General features: G+C 71.0%; 13 protein-coding genes. 2 read left to right on the top strand and 11 right to left on the bottom strand.

Annotated features, from left to right (window positions below):
- Window positions 1-36: 36 nt before the first annotated feature.
- From N8K70_RS00305 to N8K70_RS00290, 4 genes are all read right to left on the bottom strand, one after another.
- A complete protein-coding gene (locus N8K70_RS00305) occupies window positions 37-708 on the bottom strand; it encodes a methionine ABC transporter permease (protein ID WP_317139612.1) in 672 nt (223 codons plus the stop codon).
- A complete protein-coding gene (locus N8K70_RS00300; RefSeq protein WP_317139611.1) occupies window positions 705-1,742 on the bottom strand; it encodes a methionine ABC transporter ATP-binding protein in 1,038 nt (345 codons plus the stop codon). The genes N8K70_RS00305 and N8K70_RS00300 overlap by 4 nt, the downstream gene beginning before the upstream one ends.
- A 67-nt stretch (window positions 1,743-1,809) precedes the next feature.
- Window positions 1,810-2,736: a MetQ/NlpA family ABC transporter substrate-binding protein gene (locus N8K70_RS00295; protein ID WP_317139610.1), complete on the bottom strand. Its 927-nt coding sequence runs from the start codon at window positions 2,734-2,736 to the stop codon at window positions 1,810-1,812.
- A gap of 108 nt (window positions 2,737-2,844) precedes the next feature.
- Complete coding sequence (locus tag N8K70_RS00290) at window positions 2,845-3,354, bottom strand: Lrp/AsnC family transcriptional regulator (RefSeq protein ID WP_317139609.1); 510 nt, start codon at window positions 3,352-3,354, stop codon at window positions 2,845-2,847.
- A 131-nt stretch (window positions 3,355-3,485) separates the two neighbouring features.
- Between N8K70_RS00290 and ald the strand changes: the two genes are divergently transcribed.
- Window positions 3,486-4,583 carry an alanine dehydrogenase gene (gene ald / locus N8K70_RS00285; RefSeq protein ID WP_317139608.1) on the top strand — a complete coding sequence of 366 codons (1,098 nt, stop codon included), beginning with the start codon at window positions 3,486-3,488 and terminating at the stop codon, window positions 4,581-4,583.
- Between the two features lie 25 nt (window positions 4,584-4,608).
- Here the strand turns inward: ald and mnhG are convergent, their stop codons facing one another.
- Genes mnhG through N8K70_RS00255 form a run of 6 tightly spaced genes read right to left on the bottom strand, consistent with a single transcriptional unit; the run spans window position 4,609 to window position 10,876 of the window.
- Window positions 4,609-4,956 carry a monovalent cation/H(+) antiporter subunit G gene (gene mnhG / locus N8K70_RS00280; RefSeq protein ID WP_317139607.1) on the bottom strand — a complete coding sequence of 116 codons (348 nt, stop codon included), beginning with the start codon at window positions 4,954-4,956 and terminating at the stop codon, window positions 4,609-4,611.
- Window positions 4,953-5,219 (bottom strand): monovalent cation/H+ antiporter complex subunit F, encoded by a 267-nt coding sequence (locus N8K70_RS00275; RefSeq protein WP_317139606.1) that lies wholly within the window; start codon window positions 5,217-5,219, stop codon window positions 4,953-4,955. Before N8K70_RS00275 ends, mnhG begins: the two co-directional genes overlap by 4 nt.
- On the bottom strand, window positions 5,216-5,809 hold the full coding sequence (locus N8K70_RS00270; protein WP_317139605.1) for a Na+/H+ antiporter subunit E: 594 nt from the start codon (window positions 5,807-5,809) through the stop codon (window positions 5,216-5,218). Before N8K70_RS00270 ends, N8K70_RS00275 begins: the two co-directional genes overlap by 4 nt.
- On the bottom strand, window positions 5,806-7,362 hold the full coding sequence (locus N8K70_RS00265) for a Na+/H+ antiporter subunit D (RefSeq protein WP_317139604.1): 1,557 nt from the start codon (window positions 7,360-7,362) through the stop codon (window positions 5,806-5,808). The genes N8K70_RS00270 and N8K70_RS00265 overlap by 4 nt, the downstream gene beginning before the upstream one ends.
- Window positions 7,359-7,943, bottom strand: a complete 585-nt coding sequence (locus N8K70_RS00260) for a Na(+)/H(+) antiporter subunit C (RefSeq protein ID WP_317139603.1) — start codon at window positions 7,941-7,943, stop codon at window positions 7,359-7,361. The genes N8K70_RS00265 and N8K70_RS00260 overlap by 4 nt, the downstream gene beginning before the upstream one ends.
- The gene (locus N8K70_RS00255; protein ID WP_317139602.1) at window positions 7,940-10,876 is read right to left on the bottom strand and encodes a Na+/H+ antiporter subunit A; all 2,937 of its coding nucleotides are present in this window, start codon (window positions 10,874-10,876) and stop codon (window positions 7,940-7,942) included. The genes N8K70_RS00260 and N8K70_RS00255 overlap by 4 nt, the downstream gene beginning before the upstream one ends.
- A gap of 162 nt (window positions 10,877-11,038) precedes the next feature.
- Here N8K70_RS00255 and nucS point away from each other — a divergent pair, with 162 nt between their 5' ends.
- Complete coding sequence (gene nucS, locus N8K70_RS00250; protein ID WP_317139601.1) at window positions 11,039-11,734, top strand: endonuclease NucS; 696 nt, start codon at window positions 11,039-11,041, stop codon at window positions 11,732-11,734.
- A 93-nt stretch (window positions 11,735-11,827) separates the two neighbouring features.
- On the opposite strand, the gene N8K70_RS00245 is transcribed toward nucS, so the two are convergent.
- Window positions 11,828-14,851: an alpha-mannosidase gene (locus N8K70_RS00245; protein ID WP_317139600.1), complete on the bottom strand. Its 3,024-nt coding sequence runs from the start codon at window positions 14,849-14,851 to the stop codon at window positions 11,828-11,830.
- Window positions 14,852-14,857 lie beyond the last annotated feature (6 nt).

The raw sequence follows: 14,857 nt of genomic DNA, 5'->3' as shown, positions 1-14,857 counted from the left end.
ATCCGAACGTGGCCGAAGACCCCGCGCGTCCTCCGCTCAGCGCCGCAGGATGCGGCGCGCGAGGACGTTCCCGAAGCCCTGCACGAACTGCGTGATGACGATGATGATGATGAGCGCCGACCACGTGACGACGTCGTCGAACTGCCGGTATCCGTAGGCGAGGGCATAGTTTCCGAGGCCCTGACCGCCCGCGACTCCCGCGACCGCCGACATGTCGATGATCGAGACGGTGGCGAACGTGTACCCGAGGATGAGCGGGCCGAGTCCCTCTCGCAGGATGACGGTGCGGATGATCCGCCACGGGCTCGCGCCGACCGAGCGGGCGGCCTCGATCACGCCGGGATCGACCGTGACGAGGTTCTGCTCGACGATGCGCGCGATGCCGAACGTCGCGGCGATGGACAGCGTGAAGATGATCGCCTCGTTGCCGATGCCCCTGCCCACCACGACGCGGGCCAGGGGCTGCAGCGCGACGAGGAAGATGATGAAGGGGATGGGACGGATCGTGTTGACGAGCGCGTTGAGGATCCAGTAGACCACCGGCTGCTCGAGGATCGCGCCCCGGCGGGTGACGGTGATGGCCGTGCCGACGACCAGCCCGCCGATGCCGCCGATCACGAGCGAGGCGGCGACCAGCCACAGGGTGATGCCCGTCTGCTCGAACAGGTCGGGGGCGAGGTCGGCGAGCTGTGCGAGGAGATCGTTCATGCGGCGACCTCGCTGACGGTCACGCCCGCGCCCACGCCGTCGAGAGCGCGACGCACGTCGGCGTCGTCACCTCGCACCGCGATGGTCAACAGGCCGTAGACACGGCCCTGGATGTCGTCCACGCCGCCGTGGACGAGGTTGAAGTCCACCCCGGCACGCGCGAGAGCGGCGAAGACGCGCGCCTCCGACGCCCCTTCGTCGGTGAACGAGATGGTGAACAGGCGTCCATCGTGCTTCGCGCGGAGCGCCGAGAGGGCGTCCCCCTCCGGCAGGGCCCGGACGACGGTGCGCACGAAGCGCTTGGCCGTCTCCGTCCGAGGATGGGTGAAGACGTCGTACGTCGGACCCTGCTCGACGACCCGCCCCCTCTCCATGACGGCCACCTTGTTCGCGATGCGCGCGATGACGTCCATCTCGTGCGTGATGACGACGATCGTGACGCCGAGGTCTCGGTTCACGCGCGCGAGCAGGTCGAGCACCTCGTCGGTCGTCTCCGGGTCGAGCGCGCTCGTCGCCTCGTCCGCGAGGAGGATGGCGGGCCCCGCGGCGAGTGCCCTGGCGATGCCCACGCGCTGCTGCTGACCGCCGGAGAGCTGCTCGGGATAGGCGTCGGCCTTGTCGGCGAGCCCCACGAAGTCGAGGAGCTCCGTCACGCGCGCCGTGCGCTCGGCGCGGGGGACCTTCGCCACCTCGAGCGGGTAGGCGACGTTCCCGCGGATGGTCCGGGAGCGCAGGAGGTTGAAGCGCTGGAAGATCATGCCGATGCCTTGCCGCACGTCGCGCAGCTTGCGCTCGGGCAGGGTGACGACGTCGACTCCGTCGACCTCGATCGATCCGGCCGTGACCGGCTCGAGACCGTTGATCAGGCGCACGAGCGTCGACTTCCCCGCCCCGGAGTAGCCGATGACCCCGAAGACGTCGCCGCGCTCGATGTCGATCGACACGTCGTCGACGGCCTGGATGACGTCGCCGCCTCGGCGCTGAGAGGGATAGGTCTTCGAGACCTCGGAGATGCGGATGTGCGTCTGCGTCATGGAGTTCCTCGTCGGGACGGCGATGGGCGCGTGCGCGATTCATCATCGCGCACGCGCCCATGTCACGTCACTGGTTGGCTTCGACGGCCTCCTCGACCTCGACGAGCGACGCCTGCAGCTCGTCGACGGGCGTGGTCGCGAACACGGCGGTGCCGCCGGATGCCTCCTGCACGCCGTCGAGCACGTCCTGGTTCGACTGGTAGATCTCGACGAGCCGGTTCAGGACCTCGTTGTCGACGTCGTCCGCGCGCACGGCGAAGATGTTGACGTAGGGCAGCGCCGACGGGTCCGAGGGGTCGTCCGCCGCGATGGCGTCGTCCGACGTCAGGTCCGCGTTGTCGAGGAAGTCGTTGTTGACGATCGCGGCGGCGACGTCGGGAAGCGACGTGACCGTGATGGCGGCGTCGAGCGCCTCCACCTCGACGCGGGAGTCGTCCTCGACGATGTCGTCGAGCGACGAGAACGAGCTTCCGCCGTCCTCCAGCGCGATGAGGCCAGCCGACTGCAGCACGAGAAGTCCGCGCGCCTGGTTCACCGTGTCGTTCGGGACGACGACCGTCTCGCCGTCGGGGATGTCTTCGACGCTGTCGTACTTCTCGGAGTACAGCCCGAGCGGGTAGATCGCCGTGGCGCCGATGGGCTGGAGGTCGTCGCCCGCGGAGACGTTGTAGTCCGCGAGGTACTGGATGTGCTGGAACTGGTTGATGTCCAGCTCCCCCTGGCTCAGCGCGGGGTTGGGCTGCGTGTACTCGGTGAAGTCGACGATGTCGAGCTCGATGCCCTCCGCCTCGACGGCCTCCTCGTAGACCGCCCAGTACGGGTCGCTCGCGCCGACGACGCCGAGCTGTACCGGGTCGTCCGCCGTGCCGAGGGTGTCCTCGGCGCTCGTGTCGGGGTCGCCGCTGGACGCGGGCTCGCTGTCCGACGCGCAGCCGGCGAGGGCCAGGATGCCCACCGCGGCGATGGGCGCGAGGGTACGGAAACGGAATGCCATGTGGTGCTCCTCTGGTGCAGGACCCCCACCGTAGGCAGACGCCGGCGCCCTCCGCCAACCGGACGACACGCGACGCAACAGAGACGGTCGCCCGGTCGCCGGAGGAGATCAGCGGAACGGCGCCGCGACGGCGTTGCGGTGGTACTCGAAGATGATGCTCGTGCGCGTCGTGGCGACGTACCGCTGCGCGGAGAGGTGCTCGACGACGAACTGCCGCACGTCCGACGCGCCCTCGACCGCGATGTGCACGAGGAAGTCGTCGGAGCCCCCGATGAAGAACAGCTGCAGCACCTGCGGCAGACGGCGGACCTCGTCCGCGAACGCGACGATGCTGTCGTGGCGGGCGCCGGGCCGCAGCGTCACCCCGACGATCGCCTGGAGCCCCCGTCCGAGCAGCTCCTGGTCGACGCTCGCGTGGAAGCCCGTGATCACGCCGCGGTCCACGAGCGAACGCATGCGCGCATGGGCCGTGGACGGGGCGACGTCGAGCGTGGCCGCGAGATCGGCGTTCGTGATGCGGCCGTCGTCCGCGAGGATCCCGACGATCCGCTCGTCCAGCTCGTCGAGCTCGGGACGGCGAAGATCCTTCGCCGGTGGGCGGGGTCGGATGCCGGTCATGCGGCAAAGACTATCCAGAGACGACGCTGAGGTGAAGGATCTCCCGTGTTAACCCTCCGGAAACGAAGAAGCTGCGATCCTGTCGGCACGAGGAGCGCCCGCGCCCGGGCCGAACACGACGAGGAGCATCCATGAGGGTCGGCATCCCCACCGAGATCAAGAACAACGAGAACCGCGTCGCGATCACCCCCGCGGGCGTCGACGCGCTCCTGCGGCACGGCCACGACGTGATCGTGCAGGCCGGCGCGGGATCGGGCTCCCACCTCTCCGACGACGACTACGCGGCAGCCGGCGCGCGCATCGTCGCCGACCCGTCGGCGGTCTGGGGCGAATCGGAGCTGCTCGTCAAGGTGAAGGAGCCCGTCGACGCCGAGTACGCCTATCTCCGCGACGACCTCACGCTCTTCGCCTATCTGCACCTCGCGGCCGATCGCCCCCTGACCGACGCGCTCCTCGCATCCGGGACGACCGCCGTGGCGTACGAGACGGTGCAGCTCGCCGACCGGTCGCTGCCGCTGCTCACGCCCATGAGCGAGGTCGCCGGGCGCCTGTCGACGGTCGTCGGCTCGTACCACCTCCTCTCCCCCCAGGGCGGCCGCGGGATGCTCCTGGGCGGCGTCGCGGGGGCGCCACGCGCGGACGTCGTCGTGATCGGCGGCGGGGTGGCCGGCGAGCACGCGGCCGCGAGCGCGCTGGGGCTCGGCGCCCAGGTGACGGTGATCGACGTGAGCCTGCCGCGCCTGCGCGAGCTCGAGCAGCGCTACGGCGGCGCGCTGCAGACGCGGCACTCCACGCGATACGCGATCGCCGAGGCGCTCCGCACCGCCGACCTCGTCATCGGCTCCGTGCTCATCCCGGGAGCCGCGGCGCCCAAGCTCGTGACGGACGAGATGGTCGCCGGGATGAAGCCCGGCGCGGTGCTCGTCGACATCGCGATCGACCAGGGCGGGTGCTTCGAGCACTCGCACGCGACGACCCACGACGATCCCACCTTCCGCGTGCACGACGCCCTCTACTACTGCGTCGCCAACATGCCGGGGGCCGCTCCCGAGACCTCCACGCGCGCGCTCACCAACGCGACGCTGCCGTACATCGCCGCGATCGCCGATCGCGGATGGGACGCCGCCTCCGCCGCGGACCCCGCTCTCGCACGGGGCCTCAACGTCCGCGCCGGCGCCGTCGCCAACGCGGGCGTCGCCGCGGCCCTCGGCTACGTGCTCGCGAGCTGACCCCGTCGCGCCGCACGCCGCGGGGTCAGATGCGGTCGTCCTCCTCGGCGATCTCGTCGATGACGAGGTTCTCGCGGTCGATCGTGCCGTTGCGGTACGCCTGACGTCCGACCATATGGGCCGAGAGCGGCGCGGTCGCCATCTGGATGACGACGATCGGGACGAGCGCCGCGAGGACGGACCACGAGCGCAGCGACAGCGCGATCGCGACGGAGATGAGCAGCAGCCCGAGCACCTGGGGCTTCGTCGCGGCGTGCAGCCGGGACGGCACGTCGGCGAAGCGCAGCAGGCCGATGGCGGCGGTGAGGCACAGCAGCGCGCCGGCGAGCACGAGCACGAGCGCCGCGGTGTCGAGGACGTCGTCGAGGCTCATCGGTCCCGCTCCTTCCTGGCGACGAAACGGGCGACGGCGATCGATCCGAAGACGCCGATCGCCGCGATGATGAGCATGACCGGCAGCGTGCGCGTGTGCTGGTTGATGACGGCCTCGGCGCCGAGGACGCACAGCACCATCGTCAGCAGCACGTCGCTCGCGACCGCGCGATCGAGGATCGAGGGACCGATGACCATCCTGACGATCGTCAGGGCGGACGCGACGGCGAAGACCGCGAGGATGGCGATGACGAGCGGATTCATCGTCCTCCCCCTTCCGCGGCGATGCGGTCCACGACGGGCGGGGCGTCCGACCGGATGAGCGCGACGTGCGCGCGCGACCCCACCGCGAGCACCGCGCGCTCCTCCCAGCGCTGCGCGATGCGGCGCTGGCGTTCGACGTCCTCCGCCGAGGTCACCCCGATCACGTGCAGGTAGAGCACGCGGTTCTCCCGATCGGCCTCGACCACGAGGGAGCCGGGGACGAGCGAGTTCGCCACGGCCGCATGGGTCATGATGAGGTCGTCGTCCACCCGCAGCGGCACGCGGACGATCGCGGTGCCGGGATGGCCGGGGGCGACCGTCTGCCAGGCGACCGTCAGCGCTCCGCGGGCGAGGGCGGCGAGGAACGCGACGGCGAACAGGAAGCCGTACCAGAGGTTCACGCGCCCCGACAGGTCGGCCGTCGGAAGGCGGAACACCGTCGTCACGAAGACCGCGATCACGATTCCCGTGAGGGCCGCGAGCACCGTGAACTGGCCCCACAGCAGCATCCACAGCACGACGAGCCAGAGGAAGAACGGAAGCTGCGACCAGAACTGGCGCCGGATGCTGCGCGGGGTGTCCGGGCTCATGACTCGTCCTCCGCGTTCTCGAGCTGGACGAGGGAGATGGGCTCCAGGAGCGACTGGCCGATGCGCTCGCACACCTCGTACAGCGGACCGGCGAACACCGTCAGACCGACCGTCACCGCGACCATCCCGACCGTCGCGGTCGTCATGATCCGCGGGATCGCCCTGCGCTCGTTCTGCACGCCCGCCGCGGGTGCCTCGGAGAGGTGCGAGATGCGCGCCTCGGTCTCCGCCGAGTCCTCCTCCTCACGCCAGAACGCGAGGTTCCATGCGCGCATGAGGGCGTAGAGCGTGAGGAGCGAGGTGACGATGCCGCCGGCGATGAGCGCGTACATGATCGGCGTGCCGACGTCGGCCGCCGCCTCGAACAGGGCGAACTTTCCGATGAAGCCGGAGAACGGCGGGAGCCCGCCGAGGTTGAGCGCGGGGATGAAGTACAGAGCGGCCAGCAGCGGCGCCGCCGCGAAGAGCCCCTTCACCTTGAGGATCGACGTCGACCCCGCCCGGCGCTCGATGAGGCCGACGGCGAGGAACAGCGTCGTCTGCACCACGATGTGGTGGACCATGTAGTAGATCGTCGCGCCGATCGCCGCCTCCGTGGCGATGGCGAGGCCGAAGATCATGTAGCCGACGTGGCTGACGAGCGTGAACGACAGGATGCGCTTGAGCTCGGCCTGCGCCACGGCGCCGAGGATGCCCACGAGCATCGTCGCCAGCGCGACGACGAGCAGCACGATGTTGATGTCGGAGTCGTGGAACAGCTGCGTCTCCGTGCGGATGAGCGCGTAGACGCCGACCTTCGTGAGGAGGCCCGCGAACACCGCGGTGACGGGCGCGGGCGCGGTCGGGTACGAGTCGGGCAGCCAGAACGACAGCGGGAACACGGCCGCCTTGATCGCGAACGCGAGCACGAGCAGCACGTGCAGCACGAGCTGCACGTTGTCGGGAAGCTCCACCATCCGCTCGGCGATCTGCGCCATGTTGACGGTGCCGAGGGCGCCGTACAGCACCGCGATCGCCGACAGGAACAGGATCGACGACACGAGCGAGACGACGATGTAGACGACCCCTGCGCGGATGCGCGCCGTCGTCCCGCCGAGCGTGATGAGCACGTACGAGGCCACGAGGAGGATCTCGAACCCGACGTAGAGGTTGAACAGGTCTCCCGCGATGAACGCGTTGAAGATGCCGGCGGCGAGGATGAGGTACGACGGGTGGAAGATCGACACCGGGGTCTCCTCGTCGCCGTCCGCGGCGCCCTGCCCGACCGAGAAGAGGAGGACGGCGAGCAGCACCACGCTCGAGACCGCCACGAGGAGGGCGGAGAGCCGGTCGACGTAGAGCACGATGCCGAACGGCACGGGCCACCCGCCCACCGAGACGGCGATCGGCGTGCCCTGGTCGACCGCGACGAGGAGCGTCGCGGCGATCACGAACGTCACGCTGAGCGTGAGGATCGACACCGCGACCTGGAGACGACGGCGCCGGCCGAAGATCAGCGTGAGCGCGGCGCCCAGCAGCGGGACGGTGACCAGGAGGGGGACGAGAGCGCTCATCGGCTGCCTCCTCCTTCGTCGTCTCGATCGGGATCCTGCTCATCGTCCTCGACGCCCTTGCGCCTGCGCGGTGGCGACGGGGTGTCCACGGGGGCGTCGTCCCGCAGCCCTGCCGCGTCCGCGGCGTGCAGGATCGTGATGGGCGAGGCCACGTCCCCGACGAAGTCGGTCACCGACTCGTCCCCCGACTCGGCGTGCTCCTCCTCGTCCTCGAGCGCGTCCTCGGTCTCGATCGCCCGTTCGCGCAGCGAGCGGTCCTCCTCGTCGTCCTCCACCGTGTCGGCGCGGCCCAGCTGCCAGGAGCGGTAGATGAGCGCGAGCAGGAACGCGCTGATCGCGAAGGTGATGACGATGGCGGTGAGCGTGAGGGCCTGCGTCAGCGGGTCGCTCTGCTCGCCCTCGTCCCCGTAGAACGGAGAAACCCCGGGGAAGCCCATGACGGTGAGCAGGAGCAGGTTCGTCGCGTTGCCGAGCAGGAGGAAGCCGATGAGCACACGGCTGAGGCTGCGCTCCAGCATGGCGTAGACGCCGGCCGCATAGAGCGCGCCCATGATGACGACGAGGGTGAGAGAGGTGCTCATCCGCGGACCTGCCCCGTCTCCTCGGCGACCGGGTTCTCCTCGCGCAGCTGCCTGTCGACCTCGGCGCCGAGGCTGCGCAGCACGTCGAGAACGAGACCGATCACGACGAGGTACACCCCGACGTCGAAGATGGTCGACGTCACGAACTCGATGTGGCCGACGAGGGGCAGCTCCGCCTCCCAGACGCCGCGCGTGAGGGGGTCCAGGCCGAACAGCAGCGGCACGACGGCCGTGCCCACGGCGAGCACCATGCCGGCGCCGAGCAGCTGTCCGGCGTCTCGCGGCGCGGCCGCCCCGAGCTCGTAGCGGCCGCCGGCGATGTAGCGCATGACGAGCGCCATCCCCGCGACGAGCCCCCCGGCGAAGCCGCCTCCCGGGAGGTTGTGGCCGGCGAACAGCAGGTAGAGCGACACGACGATGATCGTGTGGAAGAGGATGCGGACGATGACCTCGAGCAGGATCGACCGCGACTCCCGGCTCATCCTCTGGCCGCCCACGAGCCAGGCGCGGGGCCGGTCGCGGTTCTCCACGGTCTGAAGGCGGAGGCCGTCGGTCGTCTCCACGAGCGGACGGCTGCGCACCGCGCGACGGGCCGAGCGCGGGATCTTCTTCCTCAGCCGCTGAAGCGTGTTGTCGGAGCGCTGCGTGACGAAGACGAGGGACGCGACGCCGGTCGCCGCCAGGACGAGCACCGACAGCTCGCCCATCGTGTCCCATCCGCGCAGATCGACGAGGGCCACGTTGACGATGTTGCGTCCGTGGCCGATCTCGTACGCCATCTCGGCCCAGTCGACCGAGATGGGCTCGTGGATGCGCGCGCTCGTCGCGACGACGACGATCACGGCCATCGTCGCACCGACCGCGATGGCGAGGACGGCACGGACGACGGGCGCGACGGAGCCGTTGTGGGAGCCGACCCGCGAGGGCAGGCGGCGCAGCACGAGGGTGAAGGCGATGAGCGTGACCGACTCGACGAGCACCTGCGTGAGGGCCAGGTCGGGGGCGCCCTCGACGGCGAAGAGGACGACCATCCCGAGCCCGGTCGCCGACACGAGCACGACGCCCGTGTACCGCTTGCGGGCGCGCACGGCGAGGATGCCGGCGGCGATCATGATCGGGGCGATGGCGAGCTGCACGGGGTGCTGCCAGGCGTCGAGGGCGATCTTCCACTCGGGATCCGCGAGCAGCACGACGCCCTCCGCGACGACGAACACGACGAACACCGTGCCGACGTACGCCGGGAGCGACCCGCGCTGGGTGATCGACGTGACGAGGACCGAGAGGCGGTCGATGCCGCGGGTGACGAGGTAGTAGACGTCGCCGGCCTGAAGGCGGAGGATCCGCCTGGCGCGATCCCAGCCGCGGGCGCGCACGAGCCAGAACACGCCGACGCCGCCGACGATCGTCAGCGCCGACAGGGCCAGGGCGGGCTCGAGACCGTGCCAGAGCGCGAGATGATACTCCCCGTCCCCCGGGGCGGAGTCCGCATAGCCCGAGAGCACGGAGTCGAGCAGCGGCGCGACGAGTCCGCCGGCGAGCGCGAGCGTGGACAGCACGAGGGGCGAGCCGAGGAAGCCGAGCGGCGGATCCGGCCAGTGCGTCGGCTCGAGCCTCTCGCCGCCCGCGCCGCGCTTGGTCCAGAACGCGCCCCAGATGAAGCGGAGCCCGTAGGCGAGCGTGAGCGCCGAGCCGACCACGACGCCGACGAGCGCGACGAGCGCCCAGGCCCCGCCGGCGGAGGCCTCCTCGAGCAGCGCCGTGAACGCGGCCTCCTTCGCGACGAAGCCGAGGGTCGGGGGCAGGCCGGCCATCGTGGCCACGGCCACCATCGCGAGCGCGGCCATCGTGGGGGCCTGCCGGCCCACGCCGCTCAGCTCGCGGATGTCGCGCGTCGACAGCTGACGGTCGATGACGCCGACGATGAGGAAGAGCGACGACTTGAAGAGCGCGTGGCTCAGCAGGAGGGCGATGCCCGCGAGCGCCATGTCGCGCGTGCCGTAGCCGATGATCGCGGAGATGAAGCCGAGCTGGCTGACGGTGCCGAAGGCGAGGATGCGCTTGAGGTCGGTCTCGCGCAGCGCCTGCACGCCGCCGTGGAGCATCGTGATCACGCCCAGGGTCACGATGATCGGACGCCACGGCCCCTCCTCGGCGAAGGCCGGGGCGAAGCGCGCGAGCAGGTAGATGCCGGCCTTGACCATGGCGGCGGCGTGCAGGTAGGCGCTGACGGGCGTCGGCGCGGCCATCGCCCCCGGAAGCCAGAAGTGGAACGGGAACAGGGCCGACTTGCTGACCGCTCCCACGAGCAGGAGCACGAGGGCGACGTCGACGAGAGCGCCCGACGGAGCGAGCTCGAGGATCGCCGAGATGCTCGACGTGCCGGTCTCGACCACGAGCAGGACGATGCCGACGAACATCACGAGGCCGCCCAGGGTCGTGACGAGGAGCGCCTGCAGCGCGGCACGACGGCTGGCGGCGCGGGTGTAGTAGTGCCCGATCAGCAGGTACGACAGGATGCTCGTGATCTCCCAGAACATCACGAGCATGACCGCGTCGTCGGTGAGGACGAGCCCGTACATGGCGCCGGCGAAGGCCAGCAGCACCGCGGAGAATCGACCGAGCCCGGCCGTCTTGCCGCGGAAGTACACCCGGCAGTAGAGGAGGACGAGCGCTCCCACGCCCGTCACGACGAGCGTCATCACCCAGCTGAGCGTGTCCATGCGCATCGAGAGCTCGATGCCGAGCGGAGCGATCCAGGTGTATGACTCGTAGGGAATGTCACCGCCGACGACCTGGGGCGACACGATGACCGCCTGCACGAGCGCCGCGACGGGGAAGAGCGCCGCGACCCAGAACACGTGCGCGCCGAGCCACTTCGCCAGGATCGGGAGCACCAGCGCGCCGGCCGCGAAAAGCGCGAGGAGCACGAGCATGGGGCATCTCCTCTGGCGCGTCGAACACGGCGGGTCAGGTGCAGGTGGGCCTCGTCAGTCTACCCGTGCAGAACCTGTGAGGACGCGCACGGCCACGAATACGCCGGACGGCATAGATGACGTCGTCGACGTCGAGGGATCGACGGAGGCTAGGCTCGTCCGGTGCGTCTCGTCATCGCCCGCTGCTCCGTCGACTACACCGGTCGGCTCCATGCGCATCTGCCCCTCGCCACCCGCGTGCTCATGCACAAGGGCGACGGCAGCCTGCTCGTCCACTCGGACGGCGGCTCCTACAAGCCGCTCAACTGGATGAGCCCGCCCTGCCGCCTCGACGTCGTGGCTCCCGACGAGGAGCTCTCGTCGGCGGGCGTCGTCGAGGTGTGGAAGGTGACGCACCAGAAGACGGGCGACGCCCTCACCGTGCGCATCCACGAGATCGTGAGCGACACGCGACACGACCTCGGCGTCGACCCCGGCCTCATCAAGGACGGCGTCGAGTCGGACCTGCAGCGGCTGCTCGCGGAGCAGGTCGACCTCATCTCCGTCGGCGCGACGCTCGTCCGCCGCGAGTACCCCACCGCGATCGGTCCCGTCGATCTGCTCGTGCGCGACGCAGCGGGCGTCGCCATCGCCGTCGAGGTCAAGCGACGGGGAGACATCGACGGCGTCGAGCAGCTCACGCGGTACCTGGAGCTGCTCGGCCGCGACCCGCATCTCGCCCCCGTGCAGGGCGTGTTCGCCGCGCAGGAGATCAAGCCGCAGGCCCGCGTGCTCGCCGAGGATCGCGGCATCCGCTGCCTCACCCTCGACTACGACGAGATGAAGGGCATCGAGTCGGGCGTGCCGCGGCTGTTCTGAGGCCGGCGGCCGGTTCGAATGACGAATCCGACTCGGTTGGAGTGGGAGACCGGGTCGGATTCGTCATCTGAACGGGCGACCGGACGCCCGCGCCTACGCCCGGCCGATCCGCACGGTCACGAGCTCGAAGGGGCGCAGGTCGAGAGCGAGCGCGTCGTCGGGCCGGTGGTCGAGAGGCCGCTCCAGCAGGTCGGTGCGCACCGCCCCGGCGGCGGCGAAGCCCGGGACGAGCCGCCCCCTCGCACGTCCCCCGCGCGCCTCGTAGAGCCGCACGACGACATCCCCCGATCCGTCCTCCGCGAGCTTCACGGCCTCCACGAGCACCGACGGTGCGCCCTCCACCCGCACGAGCGGCTCGACGGGCCCGCCGCGGCGGGAGCGCGTCGGCAGGTTCAGGCGGTAGCCCTCCGCGACGGCGTCGAGGATGCCGCCGGTCGACAGCGCGTGGCGGAAGACGTGCACGCCCTGATCGGCCGAGGGGTCGGGGAAGACCGGCGCGCGCAGGAGCGACTCCCGCACGCGCGTCGTCCCGCCGCCGCCCGCCCGCTCGCGGCGTGTCACGTCATGGCCGTAGACGCGGTCGTTGGCGAGCGTCACGCCGAAGCCCGGCTCGTCCACGTGCAGCCAGCGGTGCGCCACCGTCTCGAAGCGCGCGGCGTCCCACGACGTGTTGGCGTGGACGGGACGGCGGACGTGCCCGAACTGGATCTCGGATGCCGCGGTGTCGGCCAGCACGTCGACGTCGAAGGAGAGCTTCAGCAGCTTCTGGCGCTCGTGCCAGTCCACCGTCGTCTCGATGTCGACGGCGAGGCCGTGCGGCGCGATGCGGAGGCGCTGCGTCACGGCCGACCGGCCGATCTCGTGCTCGACGACGACGGCGTCGCCCTCGATCCGCGCCGACGAGACCCGGGAGGCGCCCTGCGGCGTGCGGTTGAAGTGGTGGTCGAGATCCCACGCGTCCCACTGGTTGGGGGTGTCGCGGAAGAGCTGCAGGACGTTGCCGCGGCCCTCGGGGGCGATCGCCTCACGGCCCGTCGCCGTGTCGATGAGCGAGACGATCTCGCCGCGGGCGTCGACGACCACGCGGATCCCCTCGCCCTCGAGCACGAAGCCGTCGTCCGTCCGCGAGACCCCGGCCCGGGGCCGCGCACCCGGATGCCCCGCGGCCATCGCCGCCACGCCGTCGACGGTCACCGGCGCCGCGTTGAAGACGACGTCCTCCCGCCCGGACGTGCCGTCGTCCGGCGGCGGTGTTCCGCCCGCGAGCACGTCGAGGGACGCGTCGACGATCTCCTCGAGCTCCGCGGCGACACGGGCGTACTCCTCCTCCGCCTGCTGATGCACCCAGGCGATCGAGGAGCCGGGGAGGATGTCGTGGAACTGCTGCAGCAGCACCGTGCGCCAGAGGTCGCGCAGCCGGTCGGCAGGGTAGGCGGCGCCGTGGCGCACGGCGGCCGTCGCCGCCCACAGCTCGGCCTCGCGCAGCAGGTGCTCGCTGCGGCGGTTGCCCGCCTTCGTCCGGGCCTGCGAGGTGTACGTGCCCCGATGGAACTCCAGGTACAGCTCGCCCGACCACGTCGACGGAGCCGGCAGCTCCGCCTTCGCCTGCGCGAAGAAGTCGTCGGGGCGCGTCAGCTCGACGCGCGGCGACCCCTCGAGGTCGCGCTTGCGGTGCGCCGTCTCGATCATCTCGCGCGTCGGCCCGCCTCCGCCGTCGCCGAAGCCGAACGGCACGAGCGAGAGGTCGCTGATGCCCCGCTCCGCGTGCTGACGCTCCGCCCGGTCGAGATCGACGGCGCCGAGGTCGGAGTTGTACCTGTCGACGGGAGGGAAGTGCGTGAAGACCCGGCTGCCGTCGATGCCCTCCCAGAGGAAGGTGTGGTGCGGCATCACGTTCGTCTCGTTCCACGAGATCTTCTGCGTGAGGAAGCTGTCCGACGCCGAGGCTGCCACGATCTGCGGCAGCGCGGCCGAGTAGCCGAACGAGTCGGGCAGCCAGACCTCGGTCGTCTCGACCCCCAGCTCGCGGAGGAAGTACCCCTTGCCCGCGACGAACTGCCGTGCGAGGGCCTCCCCGCCCGGCATGTTCGTGTCCGACTCGACCCACATCCCGCCCACGGGAACCCACCGACCCTCCGCCACACGCGCGCGGATGCGGTCGAAGATCTCCGGGTAGCTCTCCTGCATCCACAGGTACTGCTGCGCCGACGAGGCCGCGAAGACGAAGTCCGGATACCGGTCCATGAGGTCGAGCACGTTCGAGAACGTCCGCGCGCACTTGCGGACGGTCTCGCGCACGGGCCAGAGCCAGGCGGAGTCGATGTGCGCGTGTCCGACGGCCGCGACGCGGTGCGCCGAGCCGGTCGCGGACGACGCGAGTGCGGGGGCGAGCGCCGCCCTCGCGTCCGCCGCCGAGCCGGCGACGTCGTCGGGGTCGAGCGCGTCGGACGCGCGTTCGAGCGCACGCAGGACGCCCGCCCGCCGCGGCGAGCGCTCCGGCAGCACGGCGAGGAGCCCCGCGAGCGTCGTCCAGTCGCGGTCGAGCGCGAAGACCGCGCGGTCGCGCAGCACGACCTCGACGCCGCCGAAGCGGTAGAGGGGGTCGTCGCCCGCCGTCGCCCTGTCGCCCACGGGCGTCGGGCGGAACGACCAGTCCGACCCGACGTCGGGGTTCGACGCCGCCTCGATGTAGACCTCGAACCCGTCCTCGCCCGCCGGGAGCGCGATCCAGTCGTTGAGCGGCTCGAGTCCCTTCAGGACGCTTCCCTGCGGCGTGTAGACGAGCCCCTCCGACTGGAAGCCCGGCTGCCCCGGGGTGAAGCCGAGGTCAACGACGAGCTCCGCCTCGTGGGTGCCCGCCTCCACGCGCTCCCGCCATCCGCCGGGCAGGGAGCCGCGCACCCGGAGCCACGTCGTGCCCCAGGGCCTGCCCCACGGCTCCCCGCGTTCGAGGGGGGAGAACGCCCGCCCGGCCGCCTCCGCGAACGGCACGGGCTCGCCGGGCGCCTCCCAGGCCTCGACGGCGACGGGAGCGCGCGGCGACCGGATGGCCGGGGCGATGCGATCGCGGTGGGTCCGGGCGATCCTCGCCTCGACGAGGGCGGAGTCATCGTGCATGGACGG

Source organism: Microbacterium sp. AB, from assembly GCF_032878875.1.
In the GTDB taxonomy this organism is placed as follows: domain Bacteria; phylum Actinomycetota; class Actinomycetes; order Actinomycetales; family Microbacteriaceae; genus Microbacterium; species Microbacterium betulae.
The sequence above is the reverse complement of the archived record's forward strand: the minus strand, read 5'-3'. Positions and strand labels throughout refer to the sequence as shown.

Excerpts from the sequence above, each read along its gene's own strand:
- N8K70_RS00260 (WP_317139603.1), bottom strand. The coding sequence starts at position 7,943 with ATGAGCACCTCTCTCACCCTCGTCGTCATCATGGGCGCGCTCTATGCG.
- ald (WP_317139608.1), top strand. The coding sequence starts at position 3,486 with ATGAGGGTCGGCATCCCCACCGAGATCAAGAACAACGAGAACCGCGTC.
- N8K70_RS00295 (WP_317139610.1), bottom strand. The coding sequence starts at position 2,736 with ATGGCATTCCGTTTCCGTACCCTCGCGCCCATCGCCGCGGTGGGCATC.
- N8K70_RS00255 (WP_317139602.1), bottom strand. The coding sequence starts at position 10,876 with ATGCTCGTGCTCCTCGCGCTTTTCGCGGCCGGCGCGCTGGTGCTCCCG.
- N8K70_RS00290 (WP_317139609.1), bottom strand. The coding sequence starts at position 3,354 with ATGACCGGCATCCGACCCCGCCCACCGGCGAAGGATCTTCGCCGTCCC.
- N8K70_RS00275 (WP_317139606.1), bottom strand. The coding sequence starts at position 5,219 with ATGAATCCGCTCGTCATCGCCATCCTCGCGGTCTTCGCCGTCGCGTCC.
- mnhG (WP_317139607.1), bottom strand. The coding sequence starts at position 4,956 with ATGAGCCTCGACGACGTCCTCGACACCGCGGCGCTCGTGCTCGTGCTC.
- N8K70_RS00305 (WP_317139612.1), bottom strand. The coding sequence starts at position 708 with ATGAACGATCTCCTCGCACAGCTCGCCGACCTCGCCCCCGACCTGTTC.
- N8K70_RS00245 (WP_317139600.1), bottom strand. The coding sequence starts at position 14,851 with ATGCACGATGACTCCGCCCTCGTCGAGGCGAGGATCGCCCGGACCCAC.
- N8K70_RS00270 (WP_317139605.1), bottom strand. The coding sequence starts at position 5,809 with ATGAGCCCGGACACCCCGCGCAGCATCCGGCGCCAGTTCTGGTCGCAG.
- N8K70_RS00300 (WP_317139611.1), bottom strand. The coding sequence starts at position 1,742 with ATGACGCAGACGCACATCCGCATCTCCGAGGTCTCGAAGACCTATCCC.
- N8K70_RS00265 (WP_317139604.1), bottom strand. The coding sequence starts at position 7,362 with ATGAGCGCTCTCGTCCCCCTCCTGGTCACCGTCCCGCTGCTGGGCGCC.